The organism is Kineothrix sp. MB12-C1, assembly GCF_030863805.1.
GTDB lineage: Bacteria > Bacillota > Clostridia > Lachnospirales > Lachnospiraceae > Kineothrix.
This window is the reverse complement of record NZ_CP132957.1, coordinates 3,420,286-3,441,800: the sequence shown is the minus strand read 5'-3', so window position 1 is coordinate 3,441,800 and position 21,515 is coordinate 3,420,286. Positions and strand designations below refer to the sequence as shown.

The window sequence follows — 21,515 nt, the reverse complement described above, 5'->3', positions numbered from 1 at the left end:
AATTTTTAGATTGTGCTTTTAACCGGACACTAATTTTACCCGGTATCGTCAACTACTATTTTTTACTCTTATTTCGTATTTCGTGCGAGCAGTGTCATTCACGGCAATTTTCATTTTTATGAGCTGCGCATACTGCACGGAGTGCTTTTATTCTATGGGATTAGCACCTCTGCACCTTAATGTACCAAGGTCTTTCCTATAGAATAAAAAAAGACAACGAGAATTCATCTTCTCATTGTCTTATAAGCTTAAATGATAGCAATACCTATACTCTGGAGAGGTAATCTCCTGTTCTGGTATCGATTTTGATTACATCGTTCTGTTCTACGAATAGAGGAACGTATACGGTTGCTCCGGTCTCCACGATAGCTGGTTTCGTTGCTCCCGTTGCGGTATCTCCCTTGAATCCGGGTTCAGTTTCTGTAATCTCCAGTTCTACAAACAGAGGGGGTTCCACATCAAATACGTTTCCATTGTGGGAACATACTTTTACCATTTCATTCTCTTTTACGAACTTAAGAGCGTCTCCAATCGCCTCCTCATTGAGGGCAATCTGCTCATAGGTTGCAACGTCCATAAAGTGGAATAAATCTCCATCTGAATATAAATACTGCATATCTTTTCTATCGATACGTGCCTGCGGGAATTTCTCTGTAGGTCTGAAGGTCTTTTCGATTACACCTCCACTTCTAATATTTCTCAGCTTAGTTCTTACGAACGCCGCTCCTTTACCCGGTTTTACATGCTGGAACTCAATAATCTGGTAAATATTATTATCTAACTCAATAGTAATACCATTTCTGAAATCACCTGCAGAAATCATAAAATATTCCTCCTAAAATTTTCACGTTATAATTCTATAACAGTTTATACTAAAAGCCATCATTTTTCAACTGTTTTTTCCAAAAGACAGAAATCAATCGCCTCCAAATAACCGTCCAACCCATGTCCATATATCTGTTTGTCACAAACAGGAGCTGTTACGGATACTTTCCGAAACTCTTCTCTTTTTGTAATATCAGAAATATGTATTTCCACTTTTGGTACAGTTATACTTGCCAAGGCATCTCTTATCGCATAACTATAGTGAGTATAGGCACCGGGATTAATAATAATTCCCTCCGTTTCATCGAAATAAGAGTCTTGAATACGGTCAATAATCGCCCCTTCATGATTGCTTTGGAATACTTCTATCCTACATCCGGTCTCTTCCCCCTTCTTCGCAATCATCTCCAAAAGACCATTATAGTCCTTCGTTCCATAAACACTTTTTTCCCTGATACCGAGAAAATTAATATTCGGCCCATTAATTACAAGCAGGTTCATCGCTTCTTTCCTCCATTTTCTCCACAACTTCCGATAAAATAACATCAAAGCTCTTCTCATCCACATCGATAACAATATCCGCAATGCTTTCATATATCGGTGTTCTCTTTTCCAGAAGCTCTTGTACCCTTTGTTCAGGATTCTCCCCTTGCAAAAGAGGGCGGCTCATATCTCCGGACAGCCTCTCACATACGGTCTTAGCTGTTACCCTAAGATAAATGACCAAGCCCAATTGTTTAAGAAGTTCCTGATTCTCACTCCTTATCGGAAGGCCACCTCCTACCGATATAATCTGCCCCTCCGGCTCCTGTAGAAGTTTCTGCAGACATTCAGTCTCCATCTGACGAAAGGTTCCCTCTCCATATCTTTCAAATATCTCCGCCACTGTTTGCTCATTCAGGCGTTCAATCATCTTATCCGTGTCTGTCATCGCCTTTTTCAAAAGATAGGATAGGCGGACACCTACGCTCGTCTTACCACAACCCATAAAACCAATTAAAATTATATTATTTCTCATTCTTCAATTCCCATTGCCTCTTTCATCTTCCCGTACACTAACAATGCATCCTCTTCTTCCACCGTAATATTATTCCACAGTTCATATGCAATTACACCCTGATACAACAACATTTTCAGTCCATGAAAAGCCTGTCCGCCAGCTTCTTTTACAAGCATCATGAACTTTGTATTGGCCGGCTTATAAATCAAATCAAAGCCGGTATGTATTTTTTCATAAAAATCCTTATCCGTAATTACTGCATCTTCCACATCAGGATACAACCCCACACTGGTCGCCTGAATAGCAAGATACTTCTTTTCACCTGGCAGTTTATCATAATCTGCTATTTTCATGGGCTTTATAATATCGACTCCAAGCACCTGATTCACTTCCGAGGCCACAAGCTCTGCCTTATGAAGTGTACGGTTCAATAAGTAAACACTTCCTGCTCCCTTTATGGCACACATATATGCCACAGCCCGAGCAGCCCCACCTGCTCCGAGAATTATGATATCTTCTCCTTCTATCACAATATTTTCACTGCACATGGCCCGGTAAAGCCCCATCATATCAGTATTATAACCCCGGAATCCTGTCTCCGTCCGCACCAAAGTATTCACTGCACCAATCTTCTGTGCCATCTCATCTATGCCGGTAAGAGAATCAATTACCTCACTCTTATAAGGCACCGTCACATTCAATCCGAACATATTAAGTGCATAGGCTCCTTCCACCGCGGCCTTTAAACCTCCTTTTTCCACACGCAAAGGGACATATACCAGATTCCTCCCTTCCCTCTGCGCTAAGGTATTATGAATCACGGGTGACATCGTATGTTCCACCGGATTACCGATCAATCCGCAAGTCTTTGTATATCCATCTATTTGTCTCATCGCCGTTACTTTCTCCTTACTTCCTATATCTGTTATAGAAAAATAAAACAATCTTCTCCAAATAACGTTTTAAAACAATTTGTATCTCCTCTTTCGGATGAATCGGCTTTACCAGATAAGTTCTTAGTCCCACTCTATTTGCCCCCCAGATATCCGTGAAAATCTGATCTCCTACAAAAAGTGTATTCTCTTTCTTCGTATTCATCCGCTCCATCGCTTTTTTGTAATTACCCACGGACGGCTTGCCCGCCTTATAAATATATTCTGCACCCACTACATCATTAAATGATTTTACTCTGGGTTCCTTATTATTGGATAAAAGCATCACACGATAACCAATTGCTCTCAGATACGCAATGAACTCCTTGCTTTTTTCATCTGCAGGAGCCCCGTGAGGTACGAGCGTATTATCAATATCAAAGATAATTCCCCGACAGCCGTTATCGTATAGTTTCTTAAAATCAATCTCATAGGCAGACGCCACATACTCATCAGGGTAGAATCTCTTTAACATATTTGTTCCGTCCTCGTAACTGTTCAGTACCCTCACATTTACAAAAGCAAAGATTGCTTTGTGAAAATCCATTAAATCACCTTTGGTGATGGGTTTTTCACTTGCTTTCCCAAGTATTCTTACGGTCAGCGCAGTAAATGCGCAGACCTGCTGAATAGTTACCCTTTCTTTTTTTATCGATTACTGCTTCAGCCTGTCAGCTTCATGGTAACCCTTTATTGTCTCTTCTATCTTAACAAAGGAATCCGCCCGAATCAAGAACAAAAGTGTGCTGCGCCCACTCTCGCGGTTTAAACATTTTACAGCACAGCTTTTGTTCCGCGCGCGTAGCTGCGCATTAATCGGTTCTTTAATAGAAGCACTTTTCTATTAAAGAAAAAAGGCTACCATGCTGAATAAAATCAACATGGTAGCCAATATCTTTACTTTTTCAAAACAACCGTTCCGTCCACTTCGCCGCCAATTTCTAAATCGGGCTTACTGCCCACGAAATATTGGTATTCTTCAAATATCTTATCTCTGCGCATATCCGATATCGCCTTCTGCATATCCAAATTAGCCAAACTGCTTTCACTTCCTATATAATCAAAGGTTTCTTCTTTATTAAAGGTAAGCGATATGTTATCGAAATCAGTAATCGTACGTCTTAAATCCCTGGACTTATCAAGTGTAAGTTCATTCGGAGAGTAGTCGGGGGAATCAGGAGTTTTATTATCGGGCTGTACGCTAATATCTTCTATAACTTTCTTCGGCTGCATCGTTCCTACATCATAGGATCTTGGCATTCCGACAATTTCTGTCATCCTCACAACTCTCACCACCTTTCCTTTTCTATATCTTATGCAACTGTTCAGTACCCCCCGCAGTTATATGCGTTCTTACGGTGAGCGCAGCAAATGCGTAGACCTGCGAACAGTTACTATCTGATGTATCATGTTTCCGCATATATTCTTACTATAATTATCGTACATAATACTAATTTCCTTTAGTCTTCGTAGTACTATTTTACTATTATTTTTACATTTTTTCAATAGCAAATTAAGTAAAATCTAAGATTCTTGTCGAATTCCCGCCGCATATAGCAGTGTTTTCGTATATTCGTGCTGTGGTGAGAAGTATACTTCGTCCACGGTTCCACTCTCCACAATTTCTCCGTGGTTCATAATAATTACACGATCACATATCTGATAAACAATGCGTAAATCATGAGAAATAAAAAGTACAGATAGATTCATATCTCGGTGAAGCTTCATTAAGAGTTCTACCACCTGTGCCTGTATGGTCACATCAAGTGCCGATACGGGCTCGTCCGCAATCAGAAGTTCCGGCTCTAGCATAAGCGCTCCCGCAATAGCAATTCGTTGTCTCTGCCCTCCGGATAACTGACTCGGATAACGCTCAGCAAAACTTTCATCAAGTCCTGTTTTTCTCAACATTTCGTATACCATTTGCCGGCGTTTCTCCTTAGGAATCCCACCTTTTAGCCGCAGAGGCTCCTCTAGTATCCATCCAACCTTTTTAGCCGGATTCAAGGAACTATAAGGGTCCTGAAATACCATCTGAGGACGGAATATCCGTTCGGGATAAACAGAGTGATATACAATTTCCCCACTCTCAGGCTTTAAAATATTAAGAATTGCTTTGGCTAATGTGGATTTCCCGCAACCGCTCTCGCCTACGAGACCCAGAATCTCTCCCCGTTTCATTTCAAAGGAAATATTTTTTAGTACCTCTGCCTTCTTTTTATAAGATACGTTTACATCGCTAACGGCAAGAATATTTTCAGTCTGCATCTTCTTTACTCCTGTTTCTTCATAACAGTTCAGCACCATCACTGTTATGTTTCTTCTCACATTTTGGGATTGCCGCTATCAGTCTTCTCGTATATTCTTCTTTGGGATTATGAAAAATTTCTTCCGCACTTCCCATCTCCACAATATACCCGCCTTGCATTACCACTACTCTTTCACACAGTTGACTCACCAAACTTAAATCATGCGAAATAAATAAGATTGCCATCTTTTTCTCTTTATTTATCTTTTTGAGCAGCTTTACGATCTGTGCCTGTATCGTTACATCCAAAGCCGTAGTCGGTTCATCCGCTACTAACAAGCTCGGCTCACAGATAACTGCGCAGGCAAGCATTACTCTTTGCCGCATTCCCCCTGAAAGTTCGTGAGGATACATACGATATACTTTCTCCGGCTCAGCAATTTCCACCTGTGTAAGAATATCTATGGCTGCTTTCCTTCGTTCCTCTTTTGTAAGTTTCGTATGAATATGCAGACTTTCCTCTACTTGCCAGCCAATTCTCTTTACAGGATTCAAAGAGGTCATAGGCTCTTGAAATACCATACCAATCTCATTGCCCTGAAGTCTGCGAAGCTGCACTCGCGGACAGTGAAGTAAATCGATGCCTCCATATAAAATTTGCCCTCGCTTCTCCATATCATGGCGGCTTAAAAGTCCGGCAATCGCCAGGGCGGTCATAGACTTCCCGGAGCCGGACTCTCCTACAATACCGACAATCTCCCCTTCCTCTACGGTCAAGTTGAAGTCATATACAACAGTCTCGGGAATGAGATGGTCGTGAAATTCTATATGCAAATCTTTTACTTCCAGTAGTGGAGCTCTTCTTTCCGTCATTCCTTCTCTCCGATTCCTTCGCCAAGCAAGCTAAAACCAAGCACCATAAGTATAATCACAAGCCCGGGAAATACCGCATATGCAGGCGCTGTAAATAAGTAGGACTGAGCCTCCGACAACATACGCCCAAGACTCGCTTCCGGGGGCTGCACGCCGATTCCCAGATAACTCATACCCGCCTCTGCAAGCACCGCATTGTTAAATCCAATCATAACGGCCGAAAGCAATACCGGCATAACATTAGGCAAGATATGCACGAACATAATCCGCAAATCCCCTGCTCCTTGCAGCTTCGCACTTTTCACATAATCCATATTCCGGTGCTTCAGGAACTCTCCCCGCACAATACGGGCGAAGCTGGGAATAAACGCAATGCCAAGTGCTGCAATCACATTATTTTTCCCCGGTCCCAGAATACTGATGAAGACAAGAGCAAGCAATAAGCTGGGAAAAGCGAAAATAGCATCGTTGATCCTCATAAGGATATCATCCAAAATACCCCCATAATATCCTGTAACAGTCCCTAAAAGCACGCCGCAGACCGTACCGATAAGAACAGTCCATAATGCGACGAAAAATGTAGTGGCACTGCCTTGCAGCACGCGGCTAAATACATCTCTTCCGAAATTATCCGCCCCCATCCAATGTTTCCACGAAATCCCTGCAAACTTTGCCGTTGCATCCATAGCGTTGGGATCATAAGGTGTATAAAAAAAGCCGATGACAATAAAAAAAAGCATCATTCCAGTCAGAGTACTTCCGGCTATCAAGTTGTAATTCTTCTTTTTTCTCCTCATAATTGTCGTTTCGAACCTTTATCCTATCCGTTACCGCTCAGCCTTCTGCTTCGCGGTGTTGATGATTGAACTGTTACTCTTATTCCTCCGCAGATATTCTCGGATCTATCAATCGATAAACAATATCTACCAGTAGATTGATGACAACTACAATAAATGCAATACAGATAATAATCGCTTCCACCACCGGATAATCCCGATTGGAAATAGACGTCAGCAGAATCCTTCCTAAGCCGGGAATACTGAATACCTGCTCGATAATAATACTTCCTGCCACCATATCCGCAAGCGCCATCCCTAAAAATGTAATAACCGGAATAACTGCATTTTTTAAAATATGGCTATAGAATACTTGATTACTCCTGTTTCCCCTGCTGAAAGCTGTTCTTACATAATCCTTTTTCACTTCTCCGATTACAGAGCTTCTAAGAAGCTTAACTGCCATCGCCATCTTCGGCAGGGCAATCGCAAGTGCGGGGAAGAACATATAGCCGATAAATTGTCCAAAGTCATCCTTATAGGACACATAACCGCCCGGGGTAAACCATCTGAAAACTCGTCCAAATAAAAAAGTAATAAGGATTCCGGCAAAAAAAGGAGGAATCGCCATCATCACTTGGTTCAATATATAAATAACCCTATCTGCCAAACCGCCTTCATGCTTCGCCGTGTATATCCCAAGCGGTACTGCAAGCAATAACATCATAAGAAATGCCAATCCGCTCAAAGCGAGTGTGACCGGTATCTTATCTGCAACCATGGCAGTCACAGGTATATGATAACTATAGGAAATTCCCATATCTCCTTTTAAGAATGAAGTCGCCCATCTGAAATATTGGGTAAAAAACGGAGCATTTAATCCCAACTCTTCCCGAAGCGCCTCCACCTTTTCAGGGGTGGCTTCCGTTCCAAGCATGGAAGTAACCGGGTCACCCGACATAATAAAAAAGGATAGGAAAACAAAAAAGGAAACGGCAATCAAGGTAGCTGCCATCATAATGAGCTTTTTCCCGATATATTTCATTCCTTTCTTCCTCCTATCCTTCAAACTCGGGATTCCCGGCGCATCGTGCCGGGAACACCTGGCGGAATATCATCTGTGAGCAGTAACATTACTTATCTTCCACAATATATAGCTTAGAGAAATCCTGCACATAAAGCGGATAGAAGGTGTAGCCTGCGAACTTCTTATTAATGGCTACAAACTCCGGCAAATCCTGAATATAAACATTCGCCGCCTCTTGCGCCAGTATACGTTGGCACTCTTTATAATACTGTGTCTTTTCCTCATCATCAACGCTGTCCATCGCTGCCTGCAAAGCAGCATCATATTCCGCATTGCCGAAGTTGATAAAGTTATTGGACGCAGAGGAGTCGAAACGCTCTAATAGCGCTCGTGCCGTTAAGCTGGAGGCATCTACACCTATCACTGTTGATTCGTAATTTCTTCCTGCATATACATCGCTTAACCAGCTATCCCACTCGATTAACTGAATCTCTGCATTGACTCCAATCGCCTTGAATTCTTCCACAAGAACCTGGGCTGTGTCCACATGCTGCTGATAATTGGATGGTACTGTAATCGTAAAGGAAAAACCATCCGGATATCCTGCTTCGGCAAGAAGTGCTTTCGCCTTTTCAACATCTTTAGAATAAGTATCCTTCAATTCTTCCACATAATACTTCTCAAAAGTCGGAAACATACTGCTTCCGATTTCTGTTCCTTTTCCATCCGATACAAAGTCCATAATTTCCTGCGGATCAACAGCATAACAAAGAGCCTGTCTTACCCTCACATCTTGAAAAGGTTCCGCTGCATTATTCAAATACAGAGCTTGTACCAGGTTCATCGTTCCTTCTAATACATTGAACTCATCCGACAGTTCTGCCGCCTGCGTCGCTGTTATGCGGGCAATCATATCTACAGATCCCCCCTCCAAATCCATAACATAAGAATCCGCACTAGAACGTACTTTTAAAATTACATTCTTAATATGTGCACCTTCACCCCAATACTCATCATATTGTTCCATAATAAAGTTCTCTTGAGGAGATCTGGAAACGTATTTGTATGGCCCCGTTCCTATTGGATTCGTATCGGGACTTTCATTGGATGCCGGAATAATTGCTGCCGTCACATTTGCCAAAAATACCGCAAACTCTGTATCAGCTTCCTTCAATACGATTTCTACCGTTTCTTCATCCAGAATGTTCACGCTCTCTATATTAGAAAACGCCGCTATCAGTGGTTCTCCGTTACTGGTATCGGCGCATTTATCAATCGAATACTTAATATCCTCCACCGTAACCGGGCTTCCATCGTGAAATTTAATTCCTTTTCTCAGAGTAAATGTGTACACTTTACCATCATCCGAGGGGTGATAATCACTAGCTACAGCGGGAATAATATTACCGTTCTCATCTGGTTTCACCAGACCTTCAAACATATTGAAAAATACCTCTTTAGTTCCTGCCGCCACTGCCTTATGGGGGTCAAGACTATCCTCAATGTCCTGAAGTATTCCAATCGTAATCTTAGAAGAATTCTCGCCTGCCTTATCACCTGAACATCCGCTCAGTGCAATAGTCAGTGTTGTTAACATAAACACTGAAAAAAACTTTGTTATTCCTTTACTTTTCATGTGTTTCGGTTCCTTCCTTTTCTTCGTCTATATTTAATTGTCGTTTTATTGTATAAAATTTTTTTTCAAAATGCAAGTATTAAATATCGTACAATCCTATAAAAGAACAAAAGTGTGCTTACCCACTCCCGCAGCTGAAAGCTTTGGCCGCACAGCTTTTGTTCCGCGCGCGTAGCTGCGCATCCTGCACAGAGTGCTTTTATTCTATAGGATTAACACTTTTATACTTTAATGTAACAAGACTTTTCCTATAGAATAAAAAATATCTGCATCAGAATATCATTCCAATGCAGATAATTTTCATCTCATCATCAAAACCACTGTTATTTATCAAGAACCTTTTTCAGTTCATCCATAAAAGTATTAATATCCTTAAATTCTCTGTACACCGAGGCAAATCTCACATAAGCAACTGCATCCAGATTTTTCAGCTTATTCATAACCAGCTCTCCGACAACCTGGCTGGGAATTTCCTTCTCTTCCATATTGAAAATATCCGTCTCGACTCCATCTACCAATTGGTTGATTTCATTCGCACTAACAGGACGCTTATGACATGCCCGAAGCACACCAGCTTCTATCTTAGAACGATCATAGGTCTCTCTGTTGTTATCTTTCTTAATAATAATAAGCGGAATCGTCTCAATCTTCTCATAAGTGGTAAAACGCTTGCCACACTCATCGCATACACGACGGCGTCTTATGGAATTATTATCTTCCGCCGGTCTTGAGTCGATAACCCGCGTATTTTCATGACCACAAAAAGGACATTTCATAAATAAACCCCTCCGCTTTCTATCTATATCATGGGGACAAAATACCTTTTGACCCCAACATCAATGATATCATTATATTCAAAATAACAATTTATGTCAACTGAGCAATACTTATGAGTCCGATGCCGTGAAAAAGGGTACACGACGCGGTCTGAACAGTAACATACTTAATACCTATTTCCTCTTGCTTGGAGATTCTATATGCATCTCACACCATTGCTCCAAGATACAATCTTCACAATGGCTTTTTCGCGCCGTACATATACTTCTTCCGAGGTAGATTAGCTGGAAGTTAATACGATTCCAATGCTCCTTGGGCAGAGCTTTCATCAACTCCTTCTCCACTTCCAGCGGATTCTTTCCTACCGCCCATCCCAGACGTTTCGCAATGCGAAATACATGTGTATCCACCGTCACTCCCGGTATCTCATAGAAATCTGCCAGAAACAGAGTGGCAGTCTTCCTCCCCACTCCTGCTAAATGAGTCAATTCTTCTATCGTTACAGGTACCTTGCCCCCATGCTGCTCTATCAACTGACGACAACACTTCTGCATATTTTTCGCCTTTACTTTATAAAGTCCGACACTTTTGATTGACTGCTCAATCATTTCTAACGGTGCCTCAGCTATCGCCTCTATTCCCGGAAATGTTCTCCACAACTCCGGAAGCGTTTCCTCTACCTGCTTATCCGTACTTTGTGCGCTAAGCATAATTGCAATCAGAAGCTGCCAATCCTTCTCATGAAAAAACCCGTCTTTGGTTACTCCATATTCTTTATCCAATACTTCTAATATTTGCTTTGTCTTTTGTTTGGTCATCTAAGTTCCCATACCTCTTCCTTATAAATAAAACTATCAAGAATATCATTGATTATAGCATTGCAATAAGAAAAATGAAACCGGATCGGGATAAAATCATAATTTTTAATAATTTCACGCGATGCCTTACACTTTACAGCAATATTGTGTCGAGATATAATAATTCTTGTAAAAGGGGAAGAGACAGTGACTGAGTGCTTAGGCTTCAGTCACTGTCTCGTTTTATTAGGAAAGACCTTGCTACATTAAAATATAAAAGTATTGCTCCTATAGAATAAAAGCACTCCGTGCAGGATGCACAGTTCGCTAAAATGAAAATTGCAGTAAACGGCACTGTTCTGAAATATACATACAAAAATGCTGCACACTTGACAATCAGAAAATATATGTATATGCTTAATACATAACCGTTTCGGTAGGTGAGGCTACCGCAGGGATACGGATTGCTGCCGCGAAGTGGTGGAGACACCATGAGAAGGCCAACAGTCTATGTCGAACTTAAGGCATAGAATAGTGCAATAACATTGCCCTGCGAAGTTAAAGCTTGAACGATGACGTATAGAACTGTTTCCTATATATTTGGAACTTTATTCTTTGCCATCGTTTATGCGTTGGCTTTTTTTTATTCTATAGGGAGGTGAGGAAATGGATAGTAGTCATAGTCAAAAATATCGATCAAATGATGGATATTGTAAAAATGCGCCTATATCATCAGGTGTGCTGTTGCTATGCATTCATTCCCACCGCAACATGCGTATAAACTGTTGATATAAAGTCATTGTATGCATTTTTATGCCATCGTTTGGATTGTTCTTTCCATACGGTGGCTTTTTTTATGTAATAGGAAAGTGCTCCTATTACATAAAAGTGGATGCGCAACTACGCGTACAGAGCATAAGTAAAATTTTCCTAATAAAGGAGGTGAGGACAGAATGGAACCTGAAGGTAAATGCAGCCCTGATCCTAACGGGTGGCACCAAATAAAGAAGCAGAATGGCCGTCGGTCCCATTCTGTCTTATGAAGGCAATATAATACCCCGTTATGACATGGGCTGTACTTCTAAGTAATTAAAAATATCAAAATGGAGGTACAAACCAATGCAGAAAATGAAAAACAATAAAGTAACAAACCGTAAGACGACTGTCGATACCGCATATCGTAATGAAATCAATCATAGATTACATCTTGCAGTCACGAAAGACAGCGATGCTTTACTTCAAAAGCTGGGAACTACGATGAACGGATTAAACCAAACCCTTGTAGAGGAATCTCGTATCAAATATGGTGATAACAATATTAGCCATGGAAAAAAGGCATCTCTTATTCGAAGACTTGGAGAAGCTTTTATCAATCCGTTTACCGCTATCCTATTCATACTGGCTCTGGTATCACTTTTCACTGATATCATCTTAGCTGAATCCGGGGCCGAAACACCTACAACAGTTATTATCATTATGACGATGGTAATAAGTTCAGGCTTTCTACGCTTCATACAGGAAACCAAAAGTGGTAATGCCACTGAAAAGCTACTGAAAATGATAAAAACTACAACTAACGTAGAACGCCCGGAAACCGGCACCGCCGAAATTCCTCTCGAGGATATTGTGGTGGGCGATATCGTGCATCTTGCTGCGGGTGATATCATTCCTGCCGATATGCGTATTCTTTATGCCAAAGACTTATTCATCAGCCAATCAGCCTTAACCGGTGAAAGCACCGCCATAGAGAAAACTTACGATGCATATACCGAAAACTATGACACAATAACCGAATCCCCTAACCTTGCCTTCATGGGAAGTAACGTTATCAGCGGTACTGCCAAAGGCGTTATCGTTGCTACAGGTGATGATACTTTATTCGGAGATATGACAAAAAATGTGAGCGAAAAACCGATACAGACCGGATTCGAGAAAGGAGTGAACTCCATTTCGTGGCTTCTCATCCGATTCATGCTGGTGATGGTTCCAATCGTTCTATTCATTAATGGTTTCACGAAGGGCAATTGGATGGAAGCTGTTCTATTCGCTATTTCCATCGCTGTAGGACTGACCCCAGAAATGCTGCCTATGATTATTACCACCTGCCTTGCTAAAGGCGCTGTTGCCATGTCGAAGGAAAAGACTATAATTAAGAACTTAAACTCCATCCAAAACCTTGGTTCTATGGATATCCTGTGTACCGACAAAACCGGAACACTGACTATGGATAAAGTCGTATTACAATACCATCTCGATATCCATGCCAGGGAGGATAAGCGTGTACTTCGTTATGCATTCCTCAACAGCTATTATCAGACGGGGTTGAAGAATCTTATGGACATTGCCATTATCGAACGGGCACAGGCAGAACAGGAAACGGTTGAGGAATTAAAAGGCCTTACTGATAAGTTTATCAAGGTGGATGAAATCCCTTTTGACTTCGAGCGCCGCCGTATGAGCGTTGTCGTTCAAAACGGCGAACTACTCATGATTACCAAAGGAGCCGTTGAAGAAATATTATCTATTTGCTCCTATATCGAAGATAATAGAACTATCCATCCATTAACCGATAGTATTAAGAAATATATTCTACAAAAAGTGGATGCTTTGAACGAAGATGGAATGCGCGTTATCGCCGTAGCCAAAAAGTCCAATCCCTCTCCTGTAGGCACCTTTAGTGTAGCGGATGAATCCGATATGGTTCTGATAGGCTATCTCGCCTTCCTTGATCCGCCGAAAAAAACAGCCTCCGCTGCAATTCAGGCGCTCAATGAACACGGTGTGGAAGTGAAAATTCTCACCGGTGATAATGAAAAAGTAACCAAGTGTATCTGCCGCCAAGTAGGTATCCCTGTTGACCGCATTTTGCTCGGTTCAGACTTGGATAATATGAGCGATACTAGATTGCGTGAAGAAGCCGAAACAATCAATGTATTCGCTAAGCTGTCCCCGCAACAAAAAGCTCGTGTAATTACTTCTCTTCGGGAAAATGGTCACAGTGTTGGTTACATGGGTGACGGTATCAATGATGCGGCTGCAATGAAAGCATCTGATGTAGGTATCAGCGTAGATACAGCCGTTGATATTGCTAAAGAAAGTGCTGATATCGTTTTATTAGAAAAAGATCTGATGGTATTAGAAAAAGGTATTATTAACGGACGTAAAACCTACGCCAATATGATTAAGTATATTAAAATGACCGCCAGTTCCAACTTCGGCAATATATTCAGCATACTCATTGCCAGCATATTCCTGCCATTTATGCCCATGATGAGTATTCACCTGATTCTACTCAACCTTATTTATGATTTATCCTGTACCGCAATCCCATGGGACAATGTGGATGCAGATTATCTAAAAATACCCCGCAAATGGGACGCATCTAACATCGGAAAATTTATGCTTTGGATCGGCCCTACAAGCTCTGTATTTGATATCACCACCTATTTACTCATGTATTTTATTATTTGTCCCGCAGTATGCGGCGGGCTATATTTCCATCAAATTACTGATCCATCCACAAAAGCACTATTTATTGCAGTATTTCAGGCCGGATGGTTCGTGGAATCTATGTGGACACAGACACTTGTTATTCACATGCTTCGCACACCTCAAATCCCTTTTATTCAGAGCCGCGCTTCTGCTCCTGTAACACTGCTTACCTTCGCCGGTATTGCTATATTAAGCATTATCCCTTTCACCGGATTCGGAACCGCAATCGGTCTGTCTCCCTTGCCTGCTGTTTACTTTGCATGGCTCGTATTGACCATATTCCTATATATGGCCCTTGCTACCATATTTAAAAAAATATTTGTCCATAAGTATGGAGAATTATTGTAAATAAAAAGACAACTTGAATATGAATAAAGTTACCGAGAAAGGCAAAATGGAAAACCTCATACACTATTTCATCAATTGGGTGAGTTTGAATGAATGACATTGGCTGCATAATTGCAGCCAATGGTAAGAATAATAAGAATTGTTTACACTTTTAATCTGATTTTCCCTTTGTCTTTGCCACAATCACTGACACCGTTGAAATCAGATTTTAACGACTAACATAAATTTTTTATATGATGAAGGTTATTATATATTCTATAAATCAAAAAATTTATAGAATTTTAATTGTTATTTTTTTAACAAATGTATTTACAAATACTTTTTTTTCTGTTATATTCATCACATAACCATTATGTTAATTTTTTAACAATTAAAAAGGAGGATATCTATGTCTAATAAATTACAACAACCCACACCAAAGGAACATGTTGATCAATTAGTGAAAAACGCACTAGGTGCACTAAATGACTTTTTATCCCTGGATCAAGAGACAGTTAATAATATAGTTCATGAGATGGTCCTTGCAGGACTCGCAAAGCAGCAAGTACTTGCTAAAATGGCAATAGAAGAAACCGGAAAAGGAATCTACGAAGATAAGATTACAAAAAATATTTTTGCAACAGAATATGTATGGCATTCCATCAAATATCAGAAAACAGTTGGTATTATTGAAGATAATGAAGAAGAAGATTACATGATCGTGGCTGAGCCAGTAGGTATCGTTGCCGGTGTTACTCCTGTTACAAATCCCACCTCCACTACCATGTTCAAATGCTTAACTTGTATAAAGACCAGAAACCCGATTATTTTTGGTTTCCATCCCAGTTCCCAGCAATGCTCCAAGGAAGCTGCAAAAACCTTATATGAGGCAGCTATCAAGGCCGGTGCTCCCAAAAACTGTATACAATGGATTGAATATCCTTCCATCGATGCTACCCGAGAACTAATGAATCATCCCGATGTATCTATGATTCTGGCTACCGGCGGATCAGGAATGGTTAAGCAGGCCTATTCCTGCGGAAAGCCTGCCCTTGGTGTAGGACCCGGTAATGTTCCCTGCTTTATTGAAAAAACCTCAAACTTAAAGCGTGCCGTAAATGATCTGATATTATCCAAATCCTTTGATCACGGTATGATCTGTGCTTCCGAGCAGGCCGTAATTATCGAGGCTCCCGTATATGCTGAAGTTGTGGAGCTGATGAAGAAGGATGGCTGCTACTTCGCAACCAAAGAAGAGATTAAGCTCCTGGAGCCTGTGGTAATTAATAAAGAAACCGGTGCTGTTAATCCTGCCGTCGTTGGAAAGTCACCGTTCGATATTGCGGCACTGGCCGGAATTAGTATTCCTGTAAACACCAAGATTTTATGTACGGAGTTAGATGGAGTTGGTCCGCAGTACCCTCTGTCCAAAGAGAAGCTTTCCCCCGTACTCGCAGTTCTTAAGGCTCAAAATCTGGAGAAGGGTCTCCAGCTTTGCGAGAAGATGATTGAGCTTGGCGGTCTGGGCCATTCCTCTGTCATCCATTCCAATGATGATGATGTCATTAAGACCTTCTCGGCTCGAATGAGAACCGGCCGTATCCTTGTAAACTCACCTTCCACGCATGGTGCAATCGGTGATTTATATAATACAAACATGCCCTCTCTTACCTTAGGCTGCGGCTCTTACGGCGGTAATTCTACTACCCATAACGTATCCGCTGTCGATCTGGTAAACTATAAGCGTGTAGCAAAGAGGAGGAATAATATGCAATGGTTCAAGGTACCCAGTAAGATTTATTTTGAGTCCGGTTCAACCGCATATTTATCAAAAATGCCTAACATCACAAAGGCATTTATTGTAACTGACCCATCTATGACACAATTAGGCTATGTCAGCAAGGTATTATATCAATTAAGAAAGCGTCCTGATTATGTACACAGTGAGATTTTCGATCAAGTTGAGCCTGACCCGAGCCTTGAAACTATCCTAAAGGGCGTAGAAGAAATGAATAAGTTCAAACCCGACGTAATTATTGCATTGGGCGGAGGTTCCGCTATTGATGCAGCTAAGGGTATGTGGTTATTCTATGAAAATCCGACTGCAGATTTCAAGAATATGTCCTTGAAGTTTTTGGATATCCGTAAGCGTACCTATAAATTCCCTACCTTGGGTAAAAAGGCACAGTTCGTAGCAATTCCAACTACTTCCGGAACAGGCTCGGAGGTCACCTCCTTTGCCGTTATTTCTGATAAACAAGAAAATAAGAAATATCCTCTGGCGGATTACGAATTGACACCTGACATTGCAATTATAGATCCTGATTTTGTTATGACAGTTCCCAAGAAATCAACCGCTTGGACCGGTATGGATGTTCTGACTCATGCAATTGAGGCATATATCTCAGTGGTAGCATCCGATTATACCGATGCACTGGCCATTCATGCAATTGATTTAGTCTTCAAGTATTTAAAAGAGTCTTATGACAAGGGTGCACAGAGTCCTATCGCACGCGAGAAGATGCATAATGCTTCAACGATTGCAGGTATGGCATTTACCAATGCTTTCCTCGGAATTAACCATTCCCTGGCTCATAAACTGGGCGGCGAATATCATATTCCTCACGGTTGTGCAAATGCAATTCTATTGCCCCATGTAATACGATACAATGGTGTTGATTGTCCCACTAAGGTTACATCCTTCCCGAAATATGAAAGTTATATTGTAGGTGATAAGATTTTTGAATTGATGAAGAAATTAGGAAGGAATCCGAAAAATAATGCTGAAGCCGTAGAAATGCTGGCAAAAGAAGTGGAAGATCTCAATAAGCATTTGGAAATTCCTAATAACTTAAAGGAATACGGCATCGATGAAAAAGACTTCCTCTTCAAACTCCCGGGACTTGCCGATCTGGCCTTCGGTGACCAATGCACAACAGCGAACCCCAGGCTTCCTCTTGTGTCTGAATTAGAGGATATTTACCTCTTGGCATACTATGGCAAAGGCAATATTCCGGAAAAAGATAAATAAGATACGCCTTATCTATATAATAGCATAAAACAAACAAAGAGAGCGCTTTCCATAACTATGCGCTTTCTTTTCCTTGTTCGCAAGCGGCCACGGTATACCTTCTTCTCCCAGTCCCTTCATAGAACATAGACTGTTTGTTCCTTATGCATAGGCAAAATGAAAACATCATACATTATTTAATCAATTGGGTAAGTTTGAATGAATGATATTGGCTGCAATTATGCAGCCAATCATAGAATAATTAGAATTATTTAAGATTTTAAAGTAATATATTTTTCGTACATTTTCTGGAAGAAAGCGGGATCACTTGCGAGTCTGGATATCTGATCTGACTTTCCATCATCCGTCATACAGCGGATCAATCGCAGCATTTCCTCCTGCTTTTGTTCAAATCCCTCTGTTCGGCCTTCTTCACGGCCTGTCTTTTCTCTCTTTTGGAGTAACTCTTCAAATGTCATATAACGTCCCTCCCATTCTCTATTCCTTTTAATCGCGGTAACCTTAGCATGCAGTTGATCGATTGTTTGGTCCTGCAAATCTGCTGCGCATTTATCCGTACTATTTTCCAGATATTGCAGGAAGTTCTTTAATACCTCTGGAACCTCCTCCACATTTTTCCCCTTCGTATTAAGGAAAATCTTAATGGCACCATCCTCCAACGGAAAGTCACGTTCTCTACAACGATTCTCAAAGGTATAACGATAAAGTCCTTTGTTGAACGGATCGAATGCGCAGATAAAAATAATGTAATTGGGTTTTAAGTCATCAATACGCTCACCCGGCTTCAAAGAAGCAACATCCATCTGCGCCTGATAATACCGGCTTCTCTTGACGAGGTTGTCTTCCTTTTCATTCTGCATCTCTAAGTTATAGTCCACTTGTACCTCATCACTGGCATACACATCCAAACGTACACTCCGAAAGTCTGTACTATATAAAATACTATGTTCTACCTGAACCTTAACCTTAGAAATAGGCTGTTGTAAAATAATCTCCAATATCATGCGGCAGGTCTCCGCATCCTGCATCGTCACTGCAAATAAAAAGGCATTGCTCAAATCTAGTTCCTGAAAATTCTTCGTCATATATCCTCCTTCGAGATGTATGACGTTGCATCCATTTTGCCTATAAACTCATTATAATCAGACTATTAAGAAATAACAATAGCTTCTCTATTATTAACGTTATTCCATATATACACATTATTTTCCGAATGGATAATAATCAAAAATACCCTGTATAGCATCTGTTATATTCATAACGTCTTCCATTTTCAATTCGGTTAACTTTTTATATCCTCGAATCCGTAAATCCAGTAATTTCATCTGTTCACATAAAGCAATCCCTTGCATATCCATTGCAATAATCGGTATGTGTAATGGATCTTCAGATGCACTTCTCAAAACGGGGCATGCAATAACCTGCTCTGTTCGATTAAAAAATGTTTTACTCACAACCAATATCGGAGTATTGATTCTTTCAACTGAAAGAATATCCCCTTGTGCAATCTCAGTCGTCATATTTTACCATTGTTCCCTTCCTTCCAGCTCTCCCCATGAAAATTCTTCATAAGAACCTATTTTCCCCTGGAATTCTGCAGTTCTCTCCTCTAATGTCTTATGCTTGAATGTCTTAGATAGAATTATACTTCCATCCTTAATCTGAACATCAAGAAACTCATCGACACGAACTCCTATTGTATCTAGCAATTCTTTTGAAAATCTCACACCTTGCCCATTTCCCCAAGCTTTTACCTGTGTTATCATAATTTCGCCTCCTTCCGTATATACATAGTATATACGAAAGGGGGCGAAATATCAATTAATTTACAGATCTTTGTACACACAATTCCAATTTACCTTAGAATATATTATTATATTTAGTCTTCAAATAATCCTTATCCATATAAAGTCATTTAAATTATAACTCAAATACATCACATCAACGACTGTGGTGTAAGATGAAGGGGTTACAAGAGTGGGCAATTTCTAAAAAAGAAAAACATTACCGGGCTAGTATGTAACAAAAAATCGTTATAGCAACCTCATTTTATGCAAAACTTATAACTATTCTAATTTGACAGTGTCATATTTAACTTCCAAAGATGTCCAAGCATTAAATCTGCAGAAGCAGGTACAATCTCCTCAAATCCACTTCCATTTGTAAATGTCATTTCACCAAAATAGATTTTTCCTTCAACATTGTATAAATCAACCCTTACATGCGAAAAACCTCCTGCTAATCTTCTAGCAATATCTATCATCTGTTCAAAGTTTTCAGGACGCTTTATTGTAAATTTAGTATTTCCATAACCTCTCTGATTCCAATTTTGCAATTCCCAGTTCATGTTGTATACATTTCTCTTATGTTTATTAAAACGATCTACATCTACCCACACAAAACGAGGTATTCCATCAAAACATAGAAACTTGTAATCAAGTAAATCTCTTCCCTTTGATTCGTTCTAATATGACATTTCCACCTATTATACCAAGAAACAGAGAAAAGCGAATCTCACCAAGCAACTATAACACATATAGCGAACTTGTCGGAGTAAAAGTTTAGCTAACTATTTTCTTTTCAGAAGATTCTACCCCTATCTGAAATACGATATTTTCAAGCGGTTTATTAAAGTTACCTTTTTAATGATTAAAGTATCACAAAACTATTGAATATTTATAGTTTGTCATCTTATATTTAAATTTACTATAATTTCATTCTACCAAATAGGTTCCTTAACAAATTTAGTACAATCCGATTTCTTGTGAAAACAAAAAACAAAATGCCCATATCTATGTATACAACAGCGCCTATAATAACTTGTATTAAAATTGTAAATACATGGTTTCCAAGTATTTTCCCAATCCAAAATACGGGTAAAAAGGTCACACCACCCATCATCAAATAAATCAAACACCATTTAAAATAAGAAAATATATTAAGTTGATTTTTCACAGTTATGGATTGAATTAGGCAAACAGTAACTTCTGCAACAATGGTTCCAACCATAGCTCCTATTGCTCCAAGTTGTGGAATAAGAAGTCCGTTTACAATTAAATTTATAACCGCTCCAATAATAATTGAAATTATAAATTCATGGTCTCTGAAATTCGGTATTAAATATTGTGTTCTAATAATATTAGCAAAAGCTATAAAAGGGATGGTAGAAGCTAATCCCATTATAATCCCACCTGATCTGGAAAATTCTTCCCCCCAAAAAACTGGAGCAAATGTATCACCTAAAGCAGCGAGACCGAACGCCAGGCCAAATGCAAGATACATTATAAATTCCATCGAAATATCTATATATCTTAATGTTTTATTCTTGTTATTCGAAATAGCAAGGTTTGACATTTTAGGAAGCATCACAACGCCGAACGATGTAATTACCGTTAGCGGAATGTTAATAACTTTCTCCGCATTCTCATAGATTCCTAATTCTGCTTTATTGAACAAAGCCCCTATCATAATCTTGTCCATATATTTATAAAGACTTACCGCAATAGTTGGAATAAACAGTATAAGCAGTGGCTTCAAATGCAATTTTACTTCTGATAGGGAAGGACATACAATGGTCACGTATTTCTTAAGAGGTATATCTTGATGTCCTTCGGGAAATACTGTTTTCCTGTACTTCAGCAATAACTAAAGGCCTTTTTAAGTACCCCATCTTCAGTGAATACGATGCTCTAATTGCGAAATCCCAATCTTGATATTTCTTTACTGAACTGTCAAATCTAATTTTATTGAAAGCCTTCTTAACTATTAAAATAC

General features: G+C 40.0%; 20 protein-coding genes and 1 riboswitch. Of the genes, 2 read left to right on the top strand and 18 right to left on the bottom strand.

Translation table 11 applies throughout. The features are described 5' to 3' along the window. Positions 1 to 265: 265 nt before the first annotated feature. The 13 genes from efp to nth form a co-directional block, all read right to left on the bottom strand. Complete coding sequence (efp, locus tag RBB56_RS15775; protein ID WP_306719924.1) at positions 266 to 823, bottom strand: elongation factor P; 558 nt, start codon at positions 821 to 823, stop codon at positions 266 to 268. 59 nt (positions 824 to 882) lie between these two features. Then, the gene (gene aroQ, locus RBB56_RS15770) at positions 883 to 1,326 is read right to left on the bottom strand and encodes a type II 3-dehydroquinate dehydratase (protein WP_306719923.1); all 444 of its coding nucleotides are present in this window, start codon (positions 1,324 to 1,326) and stop codon (positions 883 to 885) included. Further along, positions 1,307 to 1,843, bottom strand: coding sequence for a shikimate kinase (locus tag RBB56_RS15765; RefSeq protein ID WP_306719922.1), 537 nt, complete (start codon positions 1,841 to 1,843; stop codon positions 1,307 to 1,309). The genes aroQ and RBB56_RS15765 overlap by 20 nt, the downstream gene beginning before the upstream one ends. Continuing rightward, positions 1,840 to 2,718, bottom strand: coding sequence for a shikimate dehydrogenase (gene aroE, locus RBB56_RS15760; RefSeq protein ID WP_306719921.1), 879 nt, complete (start codon positions 2,716 to 2,718; stop codon positions 1,840 to 1,842). Before aroE ends, RBB56_RS15765 begins: the two co-directional genes overlap by 4 nt. Positions 2,719 to 2,734: 16 nt before the next feature. Further along, on the bottom strand, positions 2,735 to 3,232 hold the full coding sequence (locus RBB56_RS15755; protein WP_306722187.1) for a YqeG family HAD IIIA-type phosphatase: 498 nt from the start codon (positions 3,230 to 3,232) through the stop codon (positions 2,735 to 2,737). Between the two features lie 422 nt (positions 3,233 to 3,654). Next, positions 3,655 to 4,053 (bottom strand): hypothetical protein, encoded by a 399-nt coding sequence (locus RBB56_RS15750; RefSeq protein WP_306719920.1) that lies wholly within the window; start codon positions 4,051 to 4,053, stop codon positions 3,655 to 3,657. 228 nt (positions 4,054 to 4,281) lie between these two features. Beyond that, a complete protein-coding gene (locus RBB56_RS15745; RefSeq protein ID WP_306719919.1) occupies positions 4,282 to 5,025 on the bottom strand; it encodes an ABC transporter ATP-binding protein in 744 nt (247 codons plus the stop codon). Between the two features lie 19 nt (positions 5,026 to 5,044). Then, positions 5,045 to 5,878: an ABC transporter ATP-binding protein gene (locus tag RBB56_RS15740; RefSeq protein WP_306719918.1), complete on the bottom strand. Its 834-nt coding sequence runs from the start codon at positions 5,876 to 5,878 to the stop codon at positions 5,045 to 5,047. Then, on the bottom strand, positions 5,875 to 6,675 hold the full coding sequence (locus tag RBB56_RS15735; protein WP_306719916.1) for an ABC transporter permease: 801 nt from the start codon (positions 6,673 to 6,675) through the stop codon (positions 5,875 to 5,877). The genes RBB56_RS15740 and RBB56_RS15735 overlap by 4 nt, the downstream gene beginning before the upstream one ends. A 79-nt stretch (positions 6,676 to 6,754) precedes the next feature. Then, positions 6,755 to 7,699 (bottom strand): ABC transporter permease, encoded by a 945-nt coding sequence (locus RBB56_RS15730; RefSeq protein WP_306719915.1) that lies wholly within the window; start codon positions 7,697 to 7,699, stop codon positions 6,755 to 6,757. An 88-nt stretch (positions 7,700 to 7,787) separates the two neighbouring features. Continuing rightward, on the bottom strand, positions 7,788 to 9,278 hold the full coding sequence (locus tag RBB56_RS15725; RefSeq protein ID WP_306719914.1) for an ABC transporter substrate-binding protein: 1,491 nt from the start codon (positions 9,276 to 9,278) through the stop codon (positions 7,788 to 7,790). A 362-nt stretch (positions 9,279 to 9,640) separates the two neighbouring features. Beyond that, a complete protein-coding gene (nrdR, locus tag RBB56_RS15720; RefSeq protein ID WP_306719913.1) occupies positions 9,641 to 10,093 on the bottom strand; it encodes a transcriptional regulator NrdR in 453 nt (150 codons plus the stop codon). Between the two features lie 174 nt (positions 10,094 to 10,267). Beyond that, positions 10,268 to 10,912: an endonuclease III gene (nth, locus tag RBB56_RS15715; RefSeq protein WP_306719912.1), complete on the bottom strand. Its 645-nt coding sequence runs from the start codon at positions 10,910 to 10,912 to the stop codon at positions 10,268 to 10,270. 404 nt (positions 10,913 to 11,316) lie between these two features. Beyond that, positions 11,317 to 11,475, top strand: a riboswitch (M-box (ykoK) riboswitch). Positions 11,476 to 12,010: 535 nt separating this feature from the next. On the opposite strand from nth, the gene mgtA reads away from it, so the two are divergent. Next, a complete protein-coding gene (mgtA, locus tag RBB56_RS15710) occupies positions 12,011 to 14,731 on the top strand; it encodes a magnesium-translocating P-type ATPase (protein WP_306719911.1) in 2,721 nt (906 codons plus the stop codon). 388 nt (positions 14,732 to 15,119) lie between these two features. Next, a complete protein-coding gene (adhE, locus tag RBB56_RS15705) occupies positions 15,120 to 17,741 on the top strand; it encodes a bifunctional acetaldehyde-CoA/alcohol dehydrogenase (protein ID WP_306719909.1) in 2,622 nt (873 codons plus the stop codon). Positions 17,742 to 17,992: 251 nt separating this feature from the next. On the opposite strand, the gene RBB56_RS15700 is transcribed toward adhE, so the two are convergent. The 5 genes from RBB56_RS15700 to RBB56_RS15680 all read right to left on the bottom strand — a co-directional run bounded on the left by RBB56_RS15700 (position 17,993) and on the right by RBB56_RS15680 (position 21,320). Then, positions 17,993 to 18,826, bottom strand: coding sequence for an Rpn family recombination-promoting nuclease/putative transposase (locus tag RBB56_RS15700; RefSeq protein ID WP_306719908.1), 834 nt, complete (start codon positions 18,824 to 18,826; stop codon positions 17,993 to 17,995). A gap of 117 nt (positions 18,827 to 18,943) precedes the next feature. Then, positions 18,944 to 19,261 carry a type II toxin-antitoxin system PemK/MazF family toxin gene (locus RBB56_RS15695; protein ID WP_306719907.1) on the bottom strand — a complete coding sequence of 106 codons (318 nt, stop codon included), beginning with the start codon at positions 19,259 to 19,261 and terminating at the stop codon, positions 18,944 to 18,946. A 3-nt stretch (positions 19,262 to 19,264) separates the two neighbouring features. Continuing rightward, a complete protein-coding gene (locus RBB56_RS15690) occupies positions 19,265 to 19,507 on the bottom strand; it encodes an AbrB/MazE/SpoVT family DNA-binding domain-containing protein (protein ID WP_306719906.1) in 243 nt (80 codons plus the stop codon). A 305-nt stretch (positions 19,508 to 19,812) separates the two neighbouring features. Further along, on the bottom strand, positions 19,813 to 20,139 hold the full coding sequence (locus tag RBB56_RS15685; RefSeq protein WP_306719904.1) for an ATP-grasp fold amidoligase family protein: 327 nt from the start codon (positions 20,137 to 20,139) through the stop codon (positions 19,813 to 19,815). 308 nt (positions 20,140 to 20,447) lie between these two features. Further along, positions 20,448 to 21,320: an oligosaccharide flippase family protein gene (locus RBB56_RS15680; protein WP_306722186.1), complete on the bottom strand. Its 873-nt coding sequence runs from the start codon at positions 21,318 to 21,320 to the stop codon at positions 20,448 to 20,450. Positions 21,321 to 21,515 lie beyond the last annotated feature (195 nt).